Source organism: Gordonia alkaliphila, assembly GCF_039542465.1.
Taxonomy (GTDB): Bacteria; Actinomycetota; Actinomycetes; order Mycobacteriales; family Mycobacteriaceae; genus Gordonia; species Gordonia alkaliphila.
Map to the genome: position 1 here is coordinate 163,575 of NZ_BAABIE010000003.1, position 21,547 is coordinate 185,121.

Sequence of the window (21,547 nt, forward strand, 5' to 3'; positions counted from 1 at the left end):
ACGCCCGTGCGCGTTTGGGACGTGCTCAGCTTGTTCGACTAACCTCAGAAGTCGTGCCTGAGCCGACAACTGAGATCGAAGACACCGAGCGCCCACCGCGATCGGCCCCGCTGTCGGCTCCGTTGGCGCGGATACTCGCCACCATCTCCGGCGTCATCGCCGTGCTGGCCGCCGTCGCCGTGCCCTTCGTCCCGGTGTCGACGACGCAGGCGACCATCACCTGGCCCCAGGGCCAGCAGCTGAACGCCGACGATCCGTCGATCGTCGCCCCGCTCATCGCCCAGACCTCGCAGGCGCTGGACATCCGGATCCCGTGTGCACCATTGGCCGAGGCCGCCCGCACCTCGGGCACCGTACTGACCACCATGCCGCCGGGAGCACAGCGGCAGACCAACAACTCGCTGATCGTCAACAGCAACGGCGAGCGCGTCACCGTGCTGTTCCGCGCCAACAACGCGGGTGGGGCCACACTCGAGCAGTTGGCCTCCGGTGACTGCAAGAACCTGCGCATCTTCTCCTCGCCCGCGGGCACCGGCGCCCAGTTCGTGGGCTTGGGCCCGGCCAAACTGCTGCCGCCGGACACCCGCCCGCAGATCGACGGCCTGTTCACCGATCTGTCGACCGAGCAGGTGCAGAGCCTCGCCGCCGCGGGCCTGCGTTCGACGATCACCGTGGACAACCGCTACGAGTCGTCGGCCTCGATCCTCAAGACCCTCGTGATGATCATCGCGGTGCTGGCCACCCTGATGGCGCTGTTCGCGCTGTACTGCCTCGACCGCCTGCGCGGCTACCGCGCGCCGCCCAATCGCCGCCGCAGCGCAACGGCGTGGATCCGGTCGCTGCGCCCCCGCCTCACCGACCTCGTCGTCACCGCCGTCCTGCTGATCTGGCTGTTCCTCGGCGCGGGCGCCCCCGACGACGGCTACATCCTGAACATGGGCCGCACCGCCGACGCGGCCGGTTATCTCTCCAACTACTACCGCTACTTCGGCATCGCCGAGGCCCCGTTCGACTGGTACTACGGCTTCCTCGCGCAGTGGGCCAAGGTGTCCCCGTCGCTGCTCTGGATGCATCTGCCCGCCCTGGCGGGCGGCCTGGCCTCCTGGTACCTGCTCAGCCGCGTGGTCCTGCCCAGCCTCGGCACCGCCGTGAAGGCCACCGGCTGGACCGGTTGGGCCGCCGCTTCGGTCTTCGTCGCCTTCTGGCTGCCGTTCTGCGCCGGTCTGCGCACCGAGGGCATCATCGTGCTCGGCACCCTGCTGGTCTGGTGGGCCGCGGAGAAGGCGATCGCGACCAAGCAGCTGCTGCCTGCCGCGCTGGCCGCGCTCGCCGCCGCGTTCACGCTCGCGCTCGCCCCGCAGGGCGTGATCGCCGTCGCGATCCTGCTGGTCTCGGCCCGTTCGCTGCTGCGCATCCTGGTGGATCGACGCCGCGAGGACCCGCTGCTCTCGCTCCTGGCACCGATCGCCGCGGCAGGCACGGTGGTCCTGGTGGTGGTCTTCCGCGACCAGACGCTGATGACGGTCATCGAGGCGATGAAGACCCGCTACCAGGTGGGCCCGATCATTCCGTGGAGCCAGGAGTTCCTGCGCTACTACTTCCTCACCGTGACCACGCCCGACGGCTCCATCGCCCGCCGTATCCCGGTGCTGCTGCTCTTCGCCGGGGCCATCGTCACCGCCGCACTGCTGCTGCGCCGCGGGACCATCGACGGTGTGCGCCCGCGCCCGGCGTGGCGCCTGGTCGGCGCCTTCGCGGTGACTCTGATCCTGTTCTTCTTCATTCCGGTCAAGTGGACCATCCAGTTCGGTGTCTTCGCGGGTCTCGCGGCGGCGCTGGCCGCCACCGGCACCCTCGCGGTGGCCCAGGCCGCGGCGCGGTCGAGCCGCAACCTCACGGTCTTCATCGCCGGGCTGCTCTTCGGTCTCGCCGCCGTCGCCGCCGGCTACAACGCGTGGCCGTACGTGGCGCGCTATGACATCGCGTGGTTCGACCAGGCACCGTCGATCGCCGGACGTCCGGTGTCGTCGCTGATCCTGATCCTCGCGGTGATCGCGGTGGCCGTCGCCCTGTGGCAGACGCTGCGCATGGACTACGTGAAGAACCGCGGCATGGCTCATCACACGGCTGGCCAGCCGGACAGCTCCGCGGATGTCCGACGGATGGCCGTCGCCTCGTCGCCGATCACCGTGATCGCCGCCCTCACCGTGCTCATCACGCTGGCGATGTTCGGCAAGGCCGTCGTGAATCGCGGGGACGCGATGACGAGTCTGAGCAACAATCTCACCTCCATCGGCGGCGACTCCTGCGGCATGGCCGATCAGGTGCTGGCCGAACCCGATCCGAACGCGAACTTCCTGACCCCGGCGAACGGCCGCTCGGCCTCGGCCGCGCTGGCCGGCACCGAGGGCGTCGGGTTCACCCCGAACGGCGTGGCAGGCGACCTCTCGCCCGAGCCGATCGTCTCCCGCCCCGGCCAGATGCACGTCTCCGGCTCCACGTCCAAGCCGTTCTCCACCGTCGGCACGCTCGGCGCGGGCACCACCGGCGGTACCGGTCCGCGCACGGTGAACGGTTCCACGGTCGCGCTGCCGTTCGGCCTGAACCCGGCCATCACGCCGGTGCTGGGCAGCTACGGCTACCAGGGCAACGCACACCTGCGCACCGACTGGTACCAGCTGCCCGACCGCGACGCCTCGCCGCTGCTGGTCTTCGCCACCGCGGGCTCGGTCGGCTCGATCGACGCCAACGGCGCGCACATACCCGGCCAGGCGCTGGTGGTCCAGTTCGGCAAGCCGGGCGCGAACGGCGAGTTCGAGCGCATCGGCCCGAACGTGCTGCCGATCGACCCGGGACCCAAGATCGCCAACCGTCCGTGGCGCAACCTGCGCGTCCCGATGTCCTCGGCGCCCGCCGGCGCCACCGTGATGCGCCTGGTGCTCGACGACACCAACCTCGGCCCCATGCAGTTCCTCGGCATCACGCCGCCGCGCGCGCCGAAGCTGGTGACCCTGCAGGAGCTGGTCGGCTCGCAGGACCCGACCCTGATCGATTTCGCGGTGGGCGCGTTCTTCCCGTGCCAGCAACCGCTGACCTTCCGACACGGTGTCGCGCAGGTCCCGCAATGGCGCATCCTCCCCGACTACGTGACGATGAACATGCAGTCCAAGACGTGGATGTCGACGAGCGGCGGCGGTCTGCTGGCGATCACCGAGGCCACCACCAAGGCCACGGTGGTGCCGACCTATCTGAACCATGACTGGCACCAGGACTGGGGCACGCTCGAGAAGCTCGCCCCGCTCGCCCCGGACGCCGCCACCGCCGTCGTCACGACGGAACAGGTGACGCAGTCCGGCCTGGCCCGCGCCGGCTCGATCCGCCTGGAGCCCACGAAATGACCGCTGAGCATCCCGTCGACACCGCGACGGCCCCCGACTCCACCGACTCCACCGACCGGTGGGCGTTCCTGAAGAACAACGACTACCGCGTCACCAAACTGGTCGCGGCGATCGCGGGCCTCATCGGCCTGTGCATGGCGATCGCCACACCGCTGCTGCCGGTGCAGCAGCGGACCTCCGCCCTGCAGTGGCCGCAGTCCGACACCATCAGCAATGTGACCGCGCCGCTGGTCGCGTTCGTGCCCACCGACATGTCCGTCACCGTGCCGTGTTCGCTGGCCGAGGACCTGCCCGCCGCCGGCGGCGTGCTGCTGTCCACGATCCCCGCGGCGGGCAAGCAGGCCTCGGCCCGCGGCCTGTTCATCAAGGCCGATCGGGACCGCCTGGTGATGACGGTGCGCGACGTCCTACTGCTCAGCGTCGACCGCAAGGCCGCGCAGGCGAACGCGAACTGCGCCTTCGAGCTCACCGGCAGCGCTGACGGCGTGACGGCCCAGGTCACGGGCATGGACGGTGACGGCACCAGCTACCGCACCGACGACACCGACATGCGTCCGCAGATCGTGGGCGTGTTCTCCGATCTGCCCGCCGATGCCTCGCGCGACGGCTTGTCGCTGCACGCCGACATCGACACCCGCTACGTCAACTCCCCCACCCCGCTGAAGCTGGCCGCGATCATCGTCGGCATCGTGATGACCCTGCTGGCGCTGCTGGCCCTCGGGGTCCTCGACTCCCGGGACGGTCGCGGCCACAAGCGGTTCCTGCCGCGCGGCTGGTTCACCATTCGCGGCCCCGACGCCGTGGTCATCGTGGTGCTGGCCCTGTGGTGGCTGATCGGCGGCAACACCTCCGACGACGGCTACAACATCACCGTCGCCCGCATCACCGAAGAAGCCGGCTACGCCGACAACTATTTCCGCTACTTCGGCGTCCCCCAGGACCCGTTCGGCTGGCCGTACCAGGTGCTGTCGTGGATGACGCAGATCAGCGTCAGCGCGCCCTGGCTGCGCCTGCCCGCCTTCCTCGTCGGTCTTCTCGGCTGGTGGCTGCTCAGCCGCGAGGTGATCCCCCGCCTCGGTCGCGCGGTGCGCACCAACCAGGCGGCCATCTGGTCCAGCGCCCTGGTCTTCCTCGCGATCTGGCTGCCGTACAACAACGGCATCCGTTTCGAGCCGCTCGAAGCCATCGGCGCCCTGCTGACCTGGTGCGCCGTCGAACGCGCCATCGCCACACGCCGCCTGCTGCCCTACGCGGTGGCGGCGGTCATCGGCGCCTTCACCCTCGCCGTCGCACCCGGCGGCCTGATGGCCGTGGCCGCCCTCCTCGCCGGTCTGCGACCGGTGGTCCGCGGCATCGTGTCCCGTCGTCAGCGCGACGGCCTGCTGCCGATGATCGCGCCGGTCCTCGCCGCGGGCACCTCGGTGCTGTACCTGATCTTCTACTGGCAGCCGCTGATGCCGCTCATCGAGAGCAGCACCACCGCCTCCGAGGTGGGCCCCACCCTCGAGTGGTGGCAGGAGCCGGTCCGGTACTACTACCTGATCCTGCAGACCGGCGACGGCACGTTCTCGCGTCGCTTCGGCATTCTGATCATGTTCCTGGCCCTGGTGGTGGTGATCTTCCGCCTGCTGTCCAAGAGCCCGCTGAACGGCGTCGCCCGCGCACCGATCTGGCGTCTGGTCGCGATCATGCTCGGCACCATGTTCTTCATCTCGTTCACGCCCACCAAGTGGACCCACCACCTGGGCATCTACGCCGGTATCGGCGCGGGCCTGGTGGCCGCGGCGGCGGCCATGATGTCGCCGGCGCTGCTGCGTTCGCGCAGCAACCGCGCGTTCTTCGCCTCGGCCGTCCTACTGGTCACCGCGGTCGCGGCCACCGGCACCAACATGTGGTGGTACGTCGGCAGCTACGGCATCCCCTGGTGGGACCGCCCGATCGAGGTGGCCGGCATCAAGCTCGGCTGGGTGGTGTTGGCGCTCTCCATCTTCTGCGCGTTGATGGGCCTCTGGTACTACTTCCGCAACGACTACGTCGACGAGGCCAAGCGCACCGGCTACCAGCGCACCGGCCTGAACCGTCTCAAGGTCTCGCCGCTGCCGGTGATCTCGGCCCTGGTGATTCTGTTCATGCTCGGCTCCTTCGCGAAGGGCGCCTGGGTACAGCGGGACAGCTGGTCGTGGGCCAAGTCCAACGTCCGCGCTCTGACCGGCGACGAATGCGCGCTGGCCAACGACGTCCTCGTCGAAAGCGACCCCAACGCGTCGATCCTGCAGCCCGCGTCCGTCGACGGCCGTCCGGCGCCCACGCCGAAGGCCGCGCTGGCCGGCGAGAACGTCGGCTTCACGCCCGACGGCCTGCCGTCGAACGTCGGGATCGATCCGCTTGAACGCAAGTCCAGCGGTGATTCCGAGGACGCCGGCCCGCAGACCTCGCTCCCGACCACCGACGACGTCAGCGGCGAGGACAGCGACGACGGCAGCGGCGAATCCGGCAGCGGCGACACCGCTACCGGTGAGACCGACACGCCTGCACCGCAGAGCACCTCGGTCCGCCTGCCGTACGGCCTGAACCCGGCCACCACGCCGGTCCTGGGCAGCTACCGCACGCAGGGCCCGGCCACGGTCACCACCGACTGGTACCAGTTGCCGTTCGCCGCCGGGCAGGCACCGGACTCGTCGCCGCTGCTCACGGTCGCGGCGGCCGGCTCGATCGAGGCGATCAACGGCCTCGGCGCCGTGGTCCCCGGCCGCAAGCTGGTGGCCCAGTACGGTCGCGTCGGCGCCGACGGGAAGGTCGTCCCGGTGGGTGCGCCGCAGACCCCGATCGACGCGATCGAGACCAAGAGCGAGTGGCGCAGCCTGCGCTTCCCGCTCGCGGACGCCGCCCCGGGCGCCACCCTGGTGCGTCTGAACGTGGTCGACGAAGCACCCGCGCTCGCCGAGTGGCTGGCGTTCACCCCGCCGCGCGTCCCCGAGCTGGCCACGCTCAACGACGTCGTCGGCCGCACCGATCCGGTGCTCATCGACTGGCTGCCCGGCCTGGTGTTCCCATGCCAGCGGCCGATCGCAGTGCGCAACGGCGTTCTGGAGCTGCCCGAGTGGCGGATCATGCCCGACGCCGACGCCACCCAGAAGAACAGCCAGACGTGGATGGCGGGCAAGTCCGGCGGTCCGCTGGGCATCACCGACGCCCTGCTATCGCACACGCTGGTGCCGAGCTACCTGCGGAACAACTGGGGCCGGGACTGGGGCGGGCTGGAGCGGTTCACCCCGCTGGTGCCCGACGCCGCGCCCGCCGAGCTCGAGCTCGGCTACCGGACGGTGAACGGCTTCTGGAGTCCCGCACCGATGCGCTCGTCCGGCTACTGACGCTTTCCGGTCGCGCTTTCCGTTCGCCGCATTTCCGTTCACACCGCCGGTCTCGGGTGGCGCCGTCGTTCTAGATCGACGGCGCCACCGGACACCGACGCCGAACATCCCCAAACCGACGGGGTCGCGGCAACGGGCGACGGAGCAGTGGGTAGCGTACGGGGAAATGTCCCATTAGCGGAATGTCTCATTAGCGAAGGACGCACCCATGCAGATCGTCAATGTCCGTTTCTACGTCAAGCCCGAACTGGCCGACGAATTCCCGAGCGCGCTCACCGAACTGACCGAGGCGACCCGCAACGAGCCGGGTAACCTCTGGTACCACTGGTCGCGCAGCATCGACGACCCCAACGAGTACGTGGTGCTCGAGGGCTACACCGACGACGGCTTCATGGCGCACGCGACCAGCGAGCACTTCCGCACCGGCGGCGCGCTGATTCAGCCGTTCCTGTCCCGGACCCCGGACATCATCGCCCGGCAGGTGGAGGGCGAAGGCTGGGACCAGCTGAGCGTGCTCGCCGTCGACTGATGGCAGCCCCCGAAGCCAACCCGCACGCCCACGACTCCGAGCCGCACGGCGGCGGATTGGCGAACCGCCTCAACTGGCTGCGGGCGGGTGTCCTCGGCGCCAATGACGGCATCGTGTCCACCGCGGGCATCGTCGTGGGTGTGGCTGCGGCCAGCGCGGCGCGCGGCCCCATCTTCACCGCCGGTATCGCGGCACTAGCCGCCGGCGCCGTGTCGATGGCGCTCGGCGAGTACGTCTCGGTGAGTACCCAGCGCGACGCCGAGTCCGCGCTGCTGATCAAAGAACGACGGGAACTGGCCGACGACCCCGACGCCGAGCTCGACGAGCTGGCCGGCCTCTACGAGGCCAAGGGTCTCAGCTCGGCCACCGCGCACCAGGTGGCGCGTGAACTCACCGAGCACGACGCCCTCGCCGCCCACGCCGACGCCGAGCTCAACCTCGACCCCGACGAGCTGGTGAATCCGTGGATGGCTGCGGTCAGCTCCGCCATCTCGTTCACCCTCGGCGCGCTGCTGCCGCTGATCGCGGTGCTGCTGCCGCCGCAGTCCTGGCGGGTGCCGACGGTGTTCCTCGTCGTGCTGGCTGCGCTGGCCCTCACCGGCACCATCGGCGCGCTCCTCGGCGGCGCGAAGCCGCTGCGCCCCACGCTGCGCGTGATGGTCGGCGGCGCGATAGCCATGGGCGTCACCTACGGCATCGGCACGGCGTTCGGCACCGCCGTCGCCTAGCGACGTCGCGGGCACAGGCGGTCGCGGGCACAGGCGGCAGTCCCACCCACCGGCGTCAGCGCACACCACAGGCGGCAGCCGGGGCTGCCGCCTGTGGTGTGGCCTGACGCGAACGTGGGCGGGTGACGCCCGAGTACTAGATCGGCATCAGGTAGTGCTTGCGCGGGGCGCGCAGCACCTGCTTGTCCTGCAGCTGAGCGAGGGCCTTGCGCAGTTGCAGGCGCGTGTCGGCGGGCTCGATCACCGCGTCGATGTAGCCGCGCTCGGCCGCAAGGTACGGGGTGGCCATCATCGCGTTGTAGAACGTGATGAAGTCCTGACGCACCTTGTCGGCGTCGGCCGCCGAGAGGCCTTCGGTCTGGTGGCGGGTCAGGATCACCGCGGCGGACTCGGCGCCCATCACCGCGATCTTGGCCGTGGGCCAGGCGAAGTTGATGTCGGCACCGAGCTGCTTGCAGCCCATCACCGCGTACGCGCCGCCGTAGGCCTTGCGCAGCACCACGGTGACCTTGGGAACGCTCGCCTCGACGTAGGCGTACAGGAACTTGCCCGAACGCCGGATGGTGCCCTTCGCTTCCTCGACCACACCGGGCAGAATGCCGGGCGTATCGACCAGGAAGATCAGCGGAATGTTGTACGCGTTGCAGATGCGGACGAACCGGGTCGCCTTCTCCGACGCGTCGGTGTCGAGCGTTCCGGCCATCACGGCGGGCTGGTTGGCGACGACGCCCACACTGCGGCCGTCGACGCGCGCGAAACCGGTGATGATGTTCGGCGCGAACAGCTCGGCGACCTCGTGGAAGGCGCCGTCGTCGAAGAGCCGCACGATGAGGTCGTGCATGTCGTAGCCGGCGTTGTCGTTGTCCGGCATGAAGGTGTTCAGCGAGAGATCCGATTCGGTGATCTCCGGCTCCAGGCCCGGGTTGATCACCGGCGGCTGCTCATGGCAGGTCATCGGCATGTACTGCAGGTATTCGCGCACCCACTCGAAGGCCGATTTCTCGTCCTGCGCGACGTGGTGGATGTTGCCCCAGCGCGCCTGGTTGTGGGCGCTACCGAGATCCTCCGCCGACACCTCTTCGCCGTTGACGGCGCGGAGGATGTCCGGGCCGGTGACGAACATGTAGCTCTTGTCCTCCACCCCGACGAGCACGTCGGTGTTCGCGGGGGTGTACACGGCGCCGCCGGCGCACTTGCCGAGGATCACCGACACCTGCGGCGACAGGCCGGACAGCAGGTCGTTGCGTCGGCCCATCTCGGCGTACCAGGCCAGCGAGGTCACGGCGTCCTGAATGCGGGCGCCGGCCGAGTCGTTGATGCCGACCATCGGGCAGCCGAGCTTGCCCGCCCACTCCATCAGGTTGGAGACCTTGCGGCCGAACATCTCGCCGACGGTGCCGCCGAGCACGCTCTGGTCGTGGCTGAAGGCCGCGACCGGACGTCCGTGCACCAGGCCGTGGCCGGTCACCACACCGTCGCCGTAGCCGGTGTCGGCGGCGCCCGGCATCTTGGCCAGCGCGCCGACCTCGACGAAGGTGCCCGGATCGAACAGCATCTCCAGCCGCTCACGCGGGGAGCAGATGCCCTTGTGCTCACGCTTGGCGATCGCCTTGGCGCCGCCCGGCTCCTGCGCCAGGGCCAGCTTCTCGCGCAGGTCGGCAAGCTTACCCGCGGTGGTGTGATCGATCGTCACGCTCAGGACTCCTTCTGGTTCACTTGCGCAATCCGACTCGTCAGATCGGCGCCGACCTTCGCCACATAGGGCTCGTCGACGATGGACAGGTGGTCGCCGCCGATGTGGACGATCTCCAGATCGTCGACCACCTCGCTCCAGCGCCCGTCTTCGTCGATCTCGGCCCACTGCGGTTCGAGTTCGATGGCACCGTCGTGCATCTTGTCGGCGCGGTACAGCACCACCTTGCCCGCGTACGGGGTCGGGTGGATGTTGGTGAGCGCGCGGTTGTCGAGGAACGACGTCCGCTGGTGCTCGATGATGCCGCCGGGGATCTTGGTCCCGGACATCGACATCATCTCCATGATGATGGCGAACTGCTCGTCGTCGTCGGCCTCGACCAGACGATCCATCGGCAGCGGAATGTCGTCGTCGAGGTCGTAGGTCTTGACCGCGAAGTCCTTCCAGCGTTCCAGGCGGGCACGCTTGGTCTCCGGGGTCTCCACCATGTCCTCGCGGGGACGGACGACGTCGATCAGGCCCACGAACGCGATCTCCTCGCCGGCCTCGCGCAGCACCTGCGCCGCACCGTAGGCGAGGACGCCGCCGAGCGACCAGCCGACCAGCACGTACGGGCCGTGCGGCTGAATCTCCCGGAGCTTGGGCAGGTATTGGTGCACCCGCTCCTCGATGGAGCCTTCGACGCGGTCGAAGCCGATCACCGGCTGATCCTCCGGCAGACGCTTGAGCAGCGCCTCGTAGGCGGACGTGTTGCCGCCGGCCGGGTGGAAGACCAGCATCGGCATCGGGTCGCCGGCGGTGGTGTCGAACGTGTGCTGGCGTTCCCCGTTCGCGCCGGTGGGCACGCGCAGGTAGCGGACGAAGCCGTCGATGTCGGCCGCCGCCTCCATGTGTCGGCGCACGTACTCGCTCATGTCCTCGATGGTCTCCGAGTCGAGGATGTCCTCCACGTCGATGTCGCCGCCGGTGCGGTCGTTCAACCGGTCGGTCAGCTTCTGCGCGGACTCCTCGTCGAGGACGGGCAGCTTGTTGAAGATGCCGCCGGCCGACTTGCCGGTCACCACGGCGTAGGCACCGAAGGTCAGACGCTCGGCCGCGTCGCGCGGCGGGACGTCGGCCCCGGCCGCGGCCGCCACCTGGGCCTGATCGGTCAGGTCCGCGGTAGCCTCCGTTTCCTGAGCTTGTCGAAGGGCCGGTTCCTGAGCTTGTCGTAGGACGGGCTCGGGGGCTTCGACAGGCTCAGCCGGCACAACAGGCTCAGTCGGCGCGGCAGGCTCAGCCGGGGCGACAGCCTCGGCGGCCTTGCGTGCGTTCGCCTCGTCGATCAGGGCGCTGAGGGCGGCGGTGTCCAATTCCTGGCCGTCGCCGGCACCGTTGGCGAGCAGGTCCACCTGGTCCCGGTTCTCCACCGCGAAGGTGACGAACTTGGTGACGTCGGCGAGATTCGCCTGCCGCATGGCCTGCAGCTGCAGCTGCGGAATGTCGAACTCGTACTCCACGCGGTTCTTGATCCTCACCGCCATCAGCGAGTCCAGACCCAGCTCGATCAGCGGGACCTCACGCGGCAGGTCGTCGGGGTCGTAACCCATCGACTCGCCGACGATCACCGCGAGCCGCTGCTCCACGGACTGGCCGGATTCCGGCGTCCACTGATCGCCGATGTCGTCGATCACCTCGTCCTCGACGACGAGCGGCCCGGACGACTCCTCGACGGGCGTCGGCACGACAGCAGGTGCCTGCGCCACCGGCACCACGGCACCGGAGAGCGCACCGCCGGTGACGGACGCCTCGAACAGCAGCGCGTGCCCGTGCGCGGCATCGGCGAAGATCGCCAGTGCGCCACCGCCCGGGTGACGGGTGTACACGGTGGTCAGCGTGCCCTCGCCGGGCAGTTCGCCGTACGAGTCGGCGGCGACGACGGTCGGCGAGTCCAAGACGTGCTTGGCGGCAGCCAGCACCAGCTCGCGCGGATCCTTCACCACCGAGGCGGTCACCTCGAAGGCGTGTCGGCCGTCGGGTAGCGCCACGTGGGCGCCCGGCATGGTGCCGGTGCCGGAGCCGCTGTCGACGGTGGCTGTGAGCCAGTACGGCTTGCGCTCGAAGCTGGTCCGCGGGACGTCGGCGTACGGCAGGTCCTGGCCGATGCCGAACAGCGCACCCACGTCCACCGCGTGGCCGTGGACCCAGAGCTTCATCAGCGCGGTCACCAGGCCGACGTTCTCGTCTTCCTTGCGACGCAGGGTCTCGATGAGCTCGGCGTTGTGGATACCGGCACCGAAGGCGGCGGCCGCCACCGAGATCAGCACAGCTGGGTTCGGCGCGAGTTCGATGAAGGTGCGGTGGCCGTTCGCGACGGCCTTGTCGATGGCCTGCGCGAACCAGACGCTGTGGCGCAGCCCCTTGGTGAAGTACTCGATGGTGTGCACCGGCTCGGCGCCGGGGCGGTAGAACACCTCGCGATCCACCGAGCTGTAGAAGCCGGTGGTCGGCGACAGCGGTTCGATGCCGGTCAGCTCGTAGGCGAGCTCACCGAGCAGCGGATCCATCTGCGAAGTGTGGCTGGCGCCCTTGGTGGCCAGCTTACGGCCGAGCTTGCCCTCGGCCTCGGCGCGCGCCACGATCGCGTCGACCTGCGGCTCGGGGCCGCCGATCACCGTGTGCGTGGGCGCCGCGTAGACGCAGATCTCCAGATCGGGGAAGTCGACGAGGACGTCGTTGATGCCGTCGGCGCTGTACTCGACCAGTGCCATCAGGCGGATGTCGTCGCCCACCAGCATCGACTCGCCCTCGCCCATCAGCCGCGAGCGCTGGCAGATGACCCGGGTGGCGTCGGCCAGCGACAGGCCGCCGCTGATGTAGGCCGCCGAGGCCTCGCCCATCGAATGCGGGATCAGCACGCCGGGCTCGGCGCCGTAGTGGCGCATGGTGTCGGCCAGGGCCACCTGAATGGTGTAGATCCCGACCTGCGAGGTCTCGATGCCGTAGGTCTGCTCGTCGTCGAGGAACATCTCGGCGATCGAGTAGCCGAGCTCGTTCTGCACGTACTCGTCGACGCGGTCCACGTTCTTCGCGAAGACCGGATTGTCTTGGTACAGCTGCTTGGCCATCTTGCGGTGCTGCGAGCCGAAGCCGCTGAGCAGCCACACGGCCGACGCCGCATCCGGGGAGTCGGAGGTGAAGACGAACGGCGCGTTCTTACCCTCGGCGACCGCGGTGGCGCCCTTGATCGCGTCGGCGTGGCTGCGGGCCATGATCACCGAGCGCGTGCGCCCGTGGTTGCGGCGGGCCAGCGTACGGCCGATCTCCACCAGCGGGGTGGCCGCGCCCTCCTCGGTCTGCAGCCACTGCGCGAGTTCCGCGGCGGCACGACGACGCCGCGACGGCAGGAAGCCGCTGATCACCAGCGGCACCACCGCGTCGGGACCGGCGACCGGGGCGAAGCCCGCGGTCGGATCCGCCTCGACGACCTCGACCACGGGCTCGGTCTTGCGTGCCTGCGCCGCGAGCACCGCGCGCTCGGCCTCGGTGAGGAAGTCCTCGTCGTCGTCGAAGTCGTCCACGGGCGCCGCGACCGGCTCGGCGGCCGGCGCCGCGGCCACCGCTGCGGGGTTCAGGTCTTCCGGGGTCACTTCGCGCACCACGATGTGAGCGTTGGTGCCGCCGAAGCCGAAGCCGGAGAGGCCGGCGATCGCGTTGCCGGAGTAGCGCGGCCACGCGGTGTTCTCGGCGGTCACCTTCAGGTTGGTGGCCTCGAACTGGATGTACGGGTTGGGGCCGACGTAGTTGAGCGACGCCGGGATCTGGTCGTGCTGCAGCGACAGCACCACCTTGGCCAGCGCGCCGGCGCCGGCGGCCGACTCCATGTGGCCGTAGTTGGTCTTGGCCGAGCCGAGCAGCGCCGGAGCGTCCGCACTGCGGCCGCGGCCCACCACGCGTCCGAGGGCGTCGGCCTCGATCGGGTCGCCGAGCACCGTCCCGGTGCCGTGCGCCTCGATGTAGTCGACGGTGCGCGGGTCGATGGCCGCGTCGGCGTACGCATCGCGCAGCACGTCGACCTGGGCGTCCGGGTTCGGCGCGAAGATGCCGTTGGACCGGCCGTCGGAGTTCACCGCGGAACCGGCGATCACCGCGAGCACCTGGTCGCCGTCGGCGCGGGCCGCGGACAGCCGCTTGAGGACGAAGACGCCGCCGCCCTCGGCGCGGATCATGCCGTCCGCGTCGGAGGAGAAGGCCTTGATCTTGCCGTTCGGTGCCTGCGCACCGATGCTGTCGAAGCCCAGCGTCACCGCCGGGGTGACGATCATGTTGACGCCGCCGGCCAGGGCCACGTCGGTCTCACCGGTGCGGAGGCTGCGCACCGCCTGGTGGACGGCCACCAGCGACGACGAGCACGCGGTGTCCACGGCGATCGACGGACCGCGGAAGTCGAAGAAGTAGGAGACGCGGTTGGCGACGATCGACGTCGCGGTGCCGGTCAGCGCGTAGGCCGCGGTCTCGCTGGCGCCTTCGCCCAGGCCCATGGTGGCGAGCATCTGGTAGTCGTTGGTCGAGGTGCCCAGGAACACGCCGACCGGTGCGCCCTTGAGGTCGCTGGCCGGCAGGTGCGCGTTCTCCAGCGCCTCCCAGGTCAGTTCCAGGACCAGGCGCTGCTGCGGATCGACCATCTCGACCTCGCGCGGGCTCATCTGGAAGAAGTCCGCGTCGAAACCGCGCACGTCGTCGAGGTAGCCGCCGTGCACGTTGGCCTCGGCGATCACCTCGGCCAGCCGCGGATCGGCCTTGAACTCGGCCCAGCGGTCCTCGGGGAGGTCGGTGATGCCGTCGACGCCGGTGATCAGTGCTTCCCAGGTGGACTCCGGGGTGTAGCCGCCCTTCGGGAAGCGCGTGGCCAGCCCGATGATCGCGATGTCGTCGTCGGCGTCGCGGTCGCGTTCCCAGAACCGGTCGGCGTCGAGATCGAGGCCCTCGTCCGGGTCGCCCTCGATGATGCGCTTGGCGAGCATCGCGATGGTCGGGTGGTTGTAGGCGGCGGTCGCCGTCAGGATCACACCGGTCCGGTCCTCGACGTCGGCGGCCAGCGCCACCGCGTCGCGCGAGGACAGCCCGAACTCCTCCATCGGCCGGTCGTCGGCGATCTGGTCGATGGGCTGACCGGTGGTGGTCGAGACCCACTCCCGCAGCCAGTCGCGCAGCTCTTCGACGGTCAGGCCGCCGGCGGTCTCGCCCGCGGTCCCTGCGTGATCGGGGTGCTCGGTGGTCGACTCGGTGGAGTCGGCGCCGTGGTTCTCAATGTCAGACATCGCTCTACAGCCTACTGATTCGAAGAAGTCGGTTAGTACGCGTCAAGCCCGGTATGTCGACGACATACCGGGCTTTCCGCTCGAAGGTCACGATTTATTCGCCGGCGTCCGGGAAGGCCGTCTGCTGATAGCCACCGCGCAGGGTGCCGTCGACGTAGGCCGCCTTGGTGGCCCGGCGAGCGATCTTGCCGCTCGAGGTACGCGGAATGGAGCCCGCGGGGACCAGCAGCAGATCGCGCACCATCACGCCGTGGCGCCCGGCGACCGCCGCGCGCACGGTGTCGGCGATCTCCTGCGGATCGACCTTGCGTCCGGGGCCGCGCTCGGCCACGATCACCAGCTGCTCGGACGCATCGTCGGCGTCGAAGGTGAGGCCGGAGAAGCCGCCCTCGAAGACTTCGGCGGGGAGCTGGTTGGCCGGGACCGCGAAGGCCGCGACGAAACCGGGACGCAGGTTGACACTCGCCTCCTGGGCGCTCGCCTCCAGGTCCTGCGGGTAGTGGTTGCGACCGTCGACGATCACCAGGTCCTTGACGCGACCGGTGATGTACAGCTCGCCGTCGTAGATGACGCCGAAGTCGCCGGTGCGCATCCACTGCGCGTCGTCCGGCGTGCCCTCGGCGTGGCTGCCCTCGGGCAGACGGGTGGTGAGGAGATTGTGGAAGGTCTCCTCTGTCTCGTCGTCCTTGTTCCAGTAGCCCTTGCCGATGTTCAGGCCGTGCAGCCAGATCTCGCCGACCCGGCCGTCGGGCACCTCCGACGCGGTGTCGCCGTCGACGATGCAGGCCCACTGGCTGAGCGCGACCTGACCGCAGGAGACCTGCGCGATCGCGTTCTCGGCGTCCTCGGCGACGGGCACGAACTCGCCCGCGTTCAGCTTGTCGCGGTCGACGTAGCTGATCAGGGCCGCATTGTCGCGCTGCGTCGCGGACACGAACAGGGTGGCCTCGGCCATGCCGTAGCAGGGCTTGATGGCCTTGGGCGAGAGGCCGTAGGGCTCGAACGCCTCGTTGAACTTGCGCATCGAGCTCACGGTGACCGGCTCGGACCCGTTGATCAGACCGATCACGTTCGAGAGATCCAGCTCTTCGCCGTCCGCGGGCAGACCGCGAGCGGCGGCGTGCTCGTAGGCGAAGTTCGGCGCTGCGGCGTAGGTGGGCGCGCGGTCGTCTGCGGCCGCGAGTTCGCGGATCCACCGGCCCGGACGGCGCACGAAGGCCGCCGGGCTCATGATCGTGATGTACTTGCCGCCCAGCGCGGGCAGGATCACGGTGAGCAGGCCCATGTCGTGGAACATCGGCAGCCAGGTGACGCCGCGCGAGTTGCGGTCGATCTCGATGCAGTCGTAGATCTGCAGGCAGTTGGCGGCGACGGCCTCGTAGGTGATCTCGACGCCGGCCGGCACGCGCGTGGAGCCGGAGGTGTACTGCAGGTAGGCCACCGTGTCGCGGTTGTGGTCGGTGCCGGCCACCGGCGCCACCCAGGTGGAGCCCACCGAGTCGGGCACCGCGTCGACGGCGATCACGCGCGGACGGTCCTTGGCGGGCCGGTCCGAGAAGAAGTCGCGGACGGCCTCGGCCGACTTGGTGGAGGTCAGGATCGCCGTGGGCTGGCAGTCGGCCAGCACGCCGTGCAGGCGGTCGGTGTGACCGGGCTCGTCCGGGCTGAACAGCGGGACGGCGATGTTGCTCGCGTACAGGGCGGCGAAGAAGCCGATCACGTACTCCAGCGACTGCGGCGCCAGGATGGCCACGCGGTCACCGGGCTTGGTGACCTGCTGAAGCCGGGCCGCCACCGCGCGCAGGCGCTTGCCGAACTGGGCCCACGTCAGATCCTGGGCCTCCCCGTCACGCTCACGGCTGTAGTCGATGAACCGGTACGCCAGAGTGTCGGCCTGCTCGCGGACGTTTCGTTCCACGTAGTCCACCAGGGTGGCGTCTTCGGTGATTCGAAGGTTGCCGGATTCGTCGAGGAACTCCTCGAATTCGGTCTTCAGCATTGCAAACTCCTGTACCGCACGCGCGGCGTCTTCTCATTCACATCGGTGCCGTATCCACCACCCCGAGGTATCGGCACCCTGTCTCCACCCCGCTCTTCGACGCTTCGCATCGAGCCGGGGCACACAAAACCTTGGCTGATTCTACTCCTCCCGCAGCAGCGGGATGACAGGTGCGAAGGCATCCAGCTGGGTCGGGAAGACTCCCACGTAACTCATGGTGGTCTGCCTGCGCACTTCTCGAACCTGTTCGGCGATCTCCTCGAAGGTGCCGAAGGCCAGATAGGGCGAGGCCAGGATATCGTCGACGGTCAGCTCGACGTCCCGCGCGATGTTCGGCGGATACCCCTGTTCGAGCGCCTTGAGCGCCATCTCCGCGGTCCCCACCCGGTCGTCGGTGATCACGATCGTCGCAATGGTCCAGTTCAGCTCGATGTCGTCGAACCGGTCGCCGGCCGCCTGCCGGATGCGGTCCACCCGCTCCTTGGTCTTTGCCATCGTCATGTCCGAGAGTCGCAGCAGCCCCTCCGGAGTGGAACCGGTGGCCACCGAGATGATGTCGGCGTGCTTGGCGGCCAGCGCCAGCATCCGGGGTCCACCACCGCCGACGGCGATCGGCGGACGCGGACCCTGCCGCGGGCGCGGACTGCCTTCGAGGCCGCGAATGCGATAGAACTCACCATCGAAATCGACGGTCTCGCCCCGCATCAGGCGGTCCAGGATGGTCAGCGCCTCGTCGAGCTTCCGGATCCGCTCGGCGGGCGTGCCGAACTCGAGGCCGGCCTTGTCGAACTCGTCCTTCATCCACCCCGCGCCGATGCCCAGCTCCAGCCGCCCCTTGGACAGGACGTCGATCGTGGTGGCTTCCTTGGCCAGGATCGCCGGGTGCCGGAAGCCGTTGGCCAGCACGGACGTGGCCAGCCGAATCTTGCTGGTGGCCTGGGTGAGGGCGCCGAGCGCCGCCAGCGGACCCACCTGGTTGCCCAGATGGTCCGGGATCGCGAAGGTGTCGTAGCCGTATTCCTCCGCGGTCTGCGCGAGCTTCACGAACCGGCGGGCGCCGCCCTCGTCCTTGTTGCCCTCGCCGCCGGCACCGAAGCGGAACTTACGGAATCCCTCGGCGGTGTGGGTCGCCGGGTTCGGAGTCCGGTCTGCAGTCACCGACATCCTCCCTGTAGTTGCCGTCGCAATGTCACGAAAAGGTTAACTTAGCAGGTGACGAACCTGAAAACGGCTCGACCCGCCGGACCTCGTCTCCGCTCAGGAGTGCGCCGGATGCGGTGCTTCGTCGATCAGCCTGCTGGCCCACGCGAACATCCACTGGGTGGCGGTGGAACCGCCCGCCGACCAGTAGCGCGTGGTCGCGTACATGGCGTGCACGGGATTGTTCGCGGCGTTCGCCAGTTTGCCGATGGCGCTGAGCGGATTGGTGACGCGCGGTGCATCGCAGATCAGGTCGCCGGACGCACAGATCGAATAGGTCCGCTCCTCCAGGGTGCCGAATCCGCCCGGCCGAGGGCCGGTCATCTCGATACCGGGGACCAGCGAACCGAACGGTGCCAGGGTGATCTCGGCGCCGACGCCGTCCGGACTCGGCGCGACGTCGTTCTGCTTGCCCGATTCCCGACGACCGTCGGCGATCAGGCCGACGCCGAGCACCAGGTCGGCGTCCTGCTCCGGGATCGGTCCGCGGCCGTTGCCGATGTCGGAGGCGATGTCGCCGACGATCACCGCACCCTGCGAGAAGCCCATCAGCACGTAGCTGGTCAGCGGGCAGTGGCCGTGCGTCTCGGCCAGCTTCGCCGACGCACGACGCTTACCCTGGGCCCGCGAATCGTTGTAGTCGCGCTGCTTGTCGGTCAGCACCGTCGGGTTCCGGAACTGCGCGACGTAGGGCACCGTGTAGACCTCGGCGCGGCTCTGCGGGAACTTGCCCTGCAGTGCCTTGGTGATGCGCAGCATCAGCGACCGGCTGTTGGCCGTGGGCCGGTACGGATCGTCGTTCGCCTTCGACTCCCAGGTGCCCGGCACCGACAGCACCAGCACGTCCGGGCAGTCGGCCGGCTGCGCCTCGGGGCGATGCTCGGGTTGCGTGGTCGGGCCGGACGGCCCCTTCGGCGGCGGCGGAGCGGGCGACAACATGGTGATCACCAACACCACCACCAGCACGATGGCGGCGATCGCCAGGAAGCCGAGGCCGAACGCCACCCTCTTGGTACGGCGCTTCACGCGGTCAGCAGAGGTTCTTCTCGGCGGCAGCGATCAGCTTGTCCGCCTTGGCCCCCGCCTCGTTGTCGCTCTTGACCGACGGTCCGAGCCCGGCGCTCACGTAGATCTTGATCATCGCCGGGTCGGTCTTCTTGCCCTTGGCGTCGCAGACGTAGTAGCCCCAGGTGAGGGCGGCGTTGTTGTCCTCATCGCCGAGGAAGGCGACGTCGTCGCGTTTGAGCGCGGCGAGGTAGTCCTTGTCCTTCTCGCTCAGTTTCGAGTCGTCCGCCTGGCCGCCCGAGGGCTTCTCCGGCTTGGTGGCCGGGAGCGTGCTGGTCGCCTTCGACGCAGCCTCCGCCGCACTACTGGAGGCGGCGGCCTCCGACGGCGACACCGACGACGGCTCGCCCGACTCGGGCGCACTGCCCGAGATCATCGTCGTGGTGACGTCCTGATCGAGCGGAGAATTCGCCGTCGACGAATCCCCGCACGCGCTCAGCGAGATCGCCGCAGCGGCGATGGCAGCGCACCCGAGGACGCCGCGAAAGAACTTGCCAGTCATGGTGGAAAGGCTACCTTCCAAATCCGACCGCAGGTCCCCCCGAGGGGTACTCACCTGCATAAACACGGGAGAAACTCAGCGGATTATCACACTCGACGGTGAGCGGCGTCACGGCTTGGCTTCCACCCTCGCGCCGCCCTGCGGCGTCCAGGTGATCTTGCCGCGTTCGAAGGTGTTGAACTTCACCTTGCCGTCGCGCGAGGTGCGCTCGTCGCTGGTGGGCAGTCCGAGCCGATCGAAGGCCGTCACGTACGCGCCGCCGATCGCACCCGCGACCACCTTGGGACCGTCCGGTCCGGTGAAGATGCGGCCGTCGCGGAAGTCCTGCGCGTGCCCGCCGGGCACCGGGTACTGCGCCGTGAGGCACCCGCCCAGGCTGCGCAGCTGCTTGGCCTTCTTGAACGCGGGGCCCACCTTGCAGGCCACCTTGTCGCCGGACAGCCCGAGAGCGCTCGCCGCCTGCGGCCACGCCTGCTTCATCTCGAACTCCCAGTAGGGCCAGGTGTGGGTGCCGGACGCGCGGTAGACCGCCTGCGCCGGAATGCCTTCCTTGTTCAGCTTGGTGGCGAACTGCTGGCTGGTGGAGCGGGCGAGGACCTCGAGGCCGACGCCGGAGTAGTTGGTGGCCAACAGCGGCAGTTCGCTGGGGCTGTCGTGCGGACCGACGACGCCGTTGCCGGACGAGATGTACAGGCTGGTCCCGCGCAGCTTGTCGACCAGCAGATACGGGTCGTGCTCGGCCCATGCCGGATCGCTCGGCGGACCGAACATCTTCATCGAGTCGTAGCCGCCGCCGTCCCGCAGCGCGAACTGGATGGCCTGCGGCATGCCGTACGAGGTGAGCTGCAGGATGCCGGAGTACGACGCCGCGAACTTGAAGAAGCCGGGGTTGCGCGCGGCCAGCATCATGGCCGCCGTGCCGCCCATGGACAGGCCCTGGACGCCACGGACGTCCGTGGACCGCCACTGGTCCTGCAGCAGCGGGGTGAGCTCCCTGATGAGGAAGGTCTCCCACTGGTAGTTCTTGCCGCGGTCGGGCTGCTTCCAGTCGGTGTAGAAGCTCGACTCGCCGCCGATCGGTAGCACCACGTTGACGTTCTTGTCCTGGTAGAAGCGCTGGATGTCGGTGTTGATCACCCAGCCGCTCTGATCCTCCTGCGCGCGGAGCCCGTCCAGGGTCAGCAGCTGGGGGAACTTGTCGCGCGGCTTGGCGAACCAGTCGCGGGCCAGGAGCAGCTGCACCTGGATCTCCTGCTTCATCGCCGGCGAGAAGACCCACAGCGCGACCCGGTGGCTGTCGTACCAGAAGGTCTTGGTGACCCGCGCGGCCTGGGCCGGCGCAGGTGCCGCAGGCGCGGGTGCGGCCGGGCGGTCGGCGGGCGCCGGACGATCCCCGGATCCCGGCGCGGGTGCGGCCGGACGGTCCGTCGGCGCAGCCGGAGCGGGCTGCGCAGGCTCGGCGCCGACGGGGCCGGCCACCGGCAGCAGCAGCGCCGCACTCGTCGCCGTCGCCATCAGCGCGGTTCGCAGCGTCGTACGACGACCGGTCACCGGTCGGCTCGTCGCCCTATTCCACATCGCCACGTCCCTGCTCCTTCACTGCGCCCATCACGGACCCCGATCGCTGTGCTCGCGGATCGCCCGCACACGACGATGCGAGGCGCTCCACGTGTTTTTGTACACGTGGAGCGCCTCGTTGTCCGTACGCCACGCTGTGGCGCATGTGAATTGTGTGACTAATGTTTCATAGCCACGTCACTGG

Annotated in this window: 11 protein-coding genes; 4 read left to right on the top strand and 7 right to left on the bottom strand. The window is 69.2% G+C overall.

Annotated features, from left to right (window positions below):
• Positions 1–53: 53 nt before the first annotated feature.
• The 4 genes from ABD989_RS04640 to ABD989_RS04655 all read left to right on the top strand — a co-directional run bounded on the left by ABD989_RS04640 (position 54) and on the right by ABD989_RS04655 (position 8,026).
• Positions 54–3,398, top strand: a complete 3,345-nt coding sequence (locus ABD989_RS04640) for an arabinosyltransferase domain-containing protein (RefSeq protein WP_345312600.1) — start codon at positions 54–56, stop codon at positions 3,396–3,398.
• On the top strand, positions 3,395–6,769 hold the full coding sequence (locus ABD989_RS04645) for an arabinosyltransferase domain-containing protein (protein WP_345312601.1): 3,375 nt from the start codon (positions 3,395–3,397) through the stop codon (positions 6,767–6,769). The genes ABD989_RS04640 and ABD989_RS04645 overlap by 4 nt, the downstream gene beginning before the upstream one ends.
• A gap of 208 nt (positions 6,770–6,977) precedes the next feature.
• Complete coding sequence (locus ABD989_RS04650) at positions 6,978–7,298, top strand: putative quinol monooxygenase (protein WP_345312602.1); 321 nt, start codon at positions 6,978–6,980, stop codon at positions 7,296–7,298.
• Entirely contained in the window at positions 7,298–8,026 is a 729-nt protein-coding gene (locus tag ABD989_RS04655) for a VIT1/CCC1 transporter family protein (protein ID WP_345312603.1), read from the top strand. The genes ABD989_RS04650 and ABD989_RS04655 overlap by 1 nt, the downstream gene beginning before the upstream one ends.
• Positions 8,027–8,162: 136 nt before the next feature.
• Here the strand turns inward: ABD989_RS04655 and ABD989_RS04660 are convergent, their stop codons facing one another.
• The 7 genes from ABD989_RS04660 to ABD989_RS04690 form a co-directional block, all read right to left on the bottom strand.
• Positions 8,163–9,713: an acyl-CoA carboxylase subunit beta gene (locus ABD989_RS04660; protein WP_345312718.1), complete on the bottom strand. Its 1,551-nt coding sequence runs from the start codon at positions 9,711–9,713 to the stop codon at positions 8,163–8,165.
• Positions 9,714–9,721: 8 nt separating this feature from the next.
• A complete protein-coding gene (pks13, locus tag ABD989_RS04665; protein ID WP_345312604.1) occupies positions 9,722–15,019 on the bottom strand; it encodes a polyketide synthase Pks13 in 5,298 nt (1,765 codons plus the stop codon).
• 94 nt (positions 15,020–15,113) lie between these two features.
• Positions 15,114–17,018, bottom strand: coding sequence for a long-chain-fatty-acid--AMP ligase FadD32 (gene fadD32 / locus ABD989_RS04670; protein ID WP_246993380.1), 1,905 nt, complete (start codon positions 17,016–17,018; stop codon positions 15,114–15,116).
• Between the two features lie 141 nt (positions 17,019–17,159).
• The gene (locus ABD989_RS04675) at positions 17,160–18,176 is read right to left on the bottom strand and encodes an LLM class F420-dependent oxidoreductase (RefSeq protein WP_246993378.1); all 1,017 of its coding nucleotides are present in this window, start codon (positions 18,174–18,176) and stop codon (positions 17,160–17,162) included.
• A gap of 99 nt (positions 18,177–18,275) precedes the next feature.
• On the bottom strand, positions 18,276–19,244 hold the full coding sequence (locus ABD989_RS04680; RefSeq protein WP_246993376.1) for a cutinase family protein: 969 nt from the start codon (positions 19,242–19,244) through the stop codon (positions 18,276–18,278).
• A 4-nt stretch (positions 19,245–19,248) separates the two neighbouring features.
• Positions 19,249–19,785, bottom strand: a complete 537-nt coding sequence (locus ABD989_RS04685; protein ID WP_246993375.1) for a hypothetical protein — start codon at positions 19,783–19,785, stop codon at positions 19,249–19,251.
• 108 nt (positions 19,786–19,893) lie between these two features.
• Positions 19,894–21,363, bottom strand: a complete 1,470-nt coding sequence (locus ABD989_RS04690; RefSeq protein WP_425556483.1) for an alpha/beta hydrolase-fold protein — start codon at positions 21,361–21,363, stop codon at positions 19,894–19,896.
• Between the last annotated feature and the right edge of the window lie 184 nt (positions 21,364–21,547).

What these genes read in the sequence shown, in the direction of transcription:
- ABD989_RS04645 (WP_345312601.1), top strand. Translation starts at nt 3,395, where the DNA reads ATGACCGCTGAGCATCCCGTCGACACCGCGACGGCCCCCGACTCCACC.
- fadD32 (WP_246993380.1), bottom strand. Translation starts at nt 17,018, where the DNA reads ATGCTGAAGACCGAATTCGAGGAGTTCCTCGACGAATCCGGCAACCTT.
- pks13 (WP_345312604.1), bottom strand. Translation starts at nt 15,019, where the DNA reads ATGTCTGACATTGAGAACCACGGCGCCGACTCCACCGAGTCGACCACC.
- ABD989_RS04685 (WP_246993375.1), bottom strand. Translation starts at nt 19,785, where the DNA reads ATGACTGGCAAGTTCTTTCGCGGCGTCCTCGGGTGCGCTGCCATCGCC.
- ABD989_RS04690 (WP_425556483.1), bottom strand. Translation starts at nt 21,363, where the DNA reads ATGTGGAATAGGGCGACGAGCCGACCGGTGACCGGTCGTCGTACGACG.
- ABD989_RS04655 (WP_345312603.1), top strand. Translation starts at nt 7,298, where the DNA reads ATGGCAGCCCCCGAAGCCAACCCGCACGCCCACGACTCCGAGCCGCAC.
- ABD989_RS04650 (WP_345312602.1), top strand. Translation starts at nt 6,978, where the DNA reads ATGCAGATCGTCAATGTCCGTTTCTACGTCAAGCCCGAACTGGCCGAC.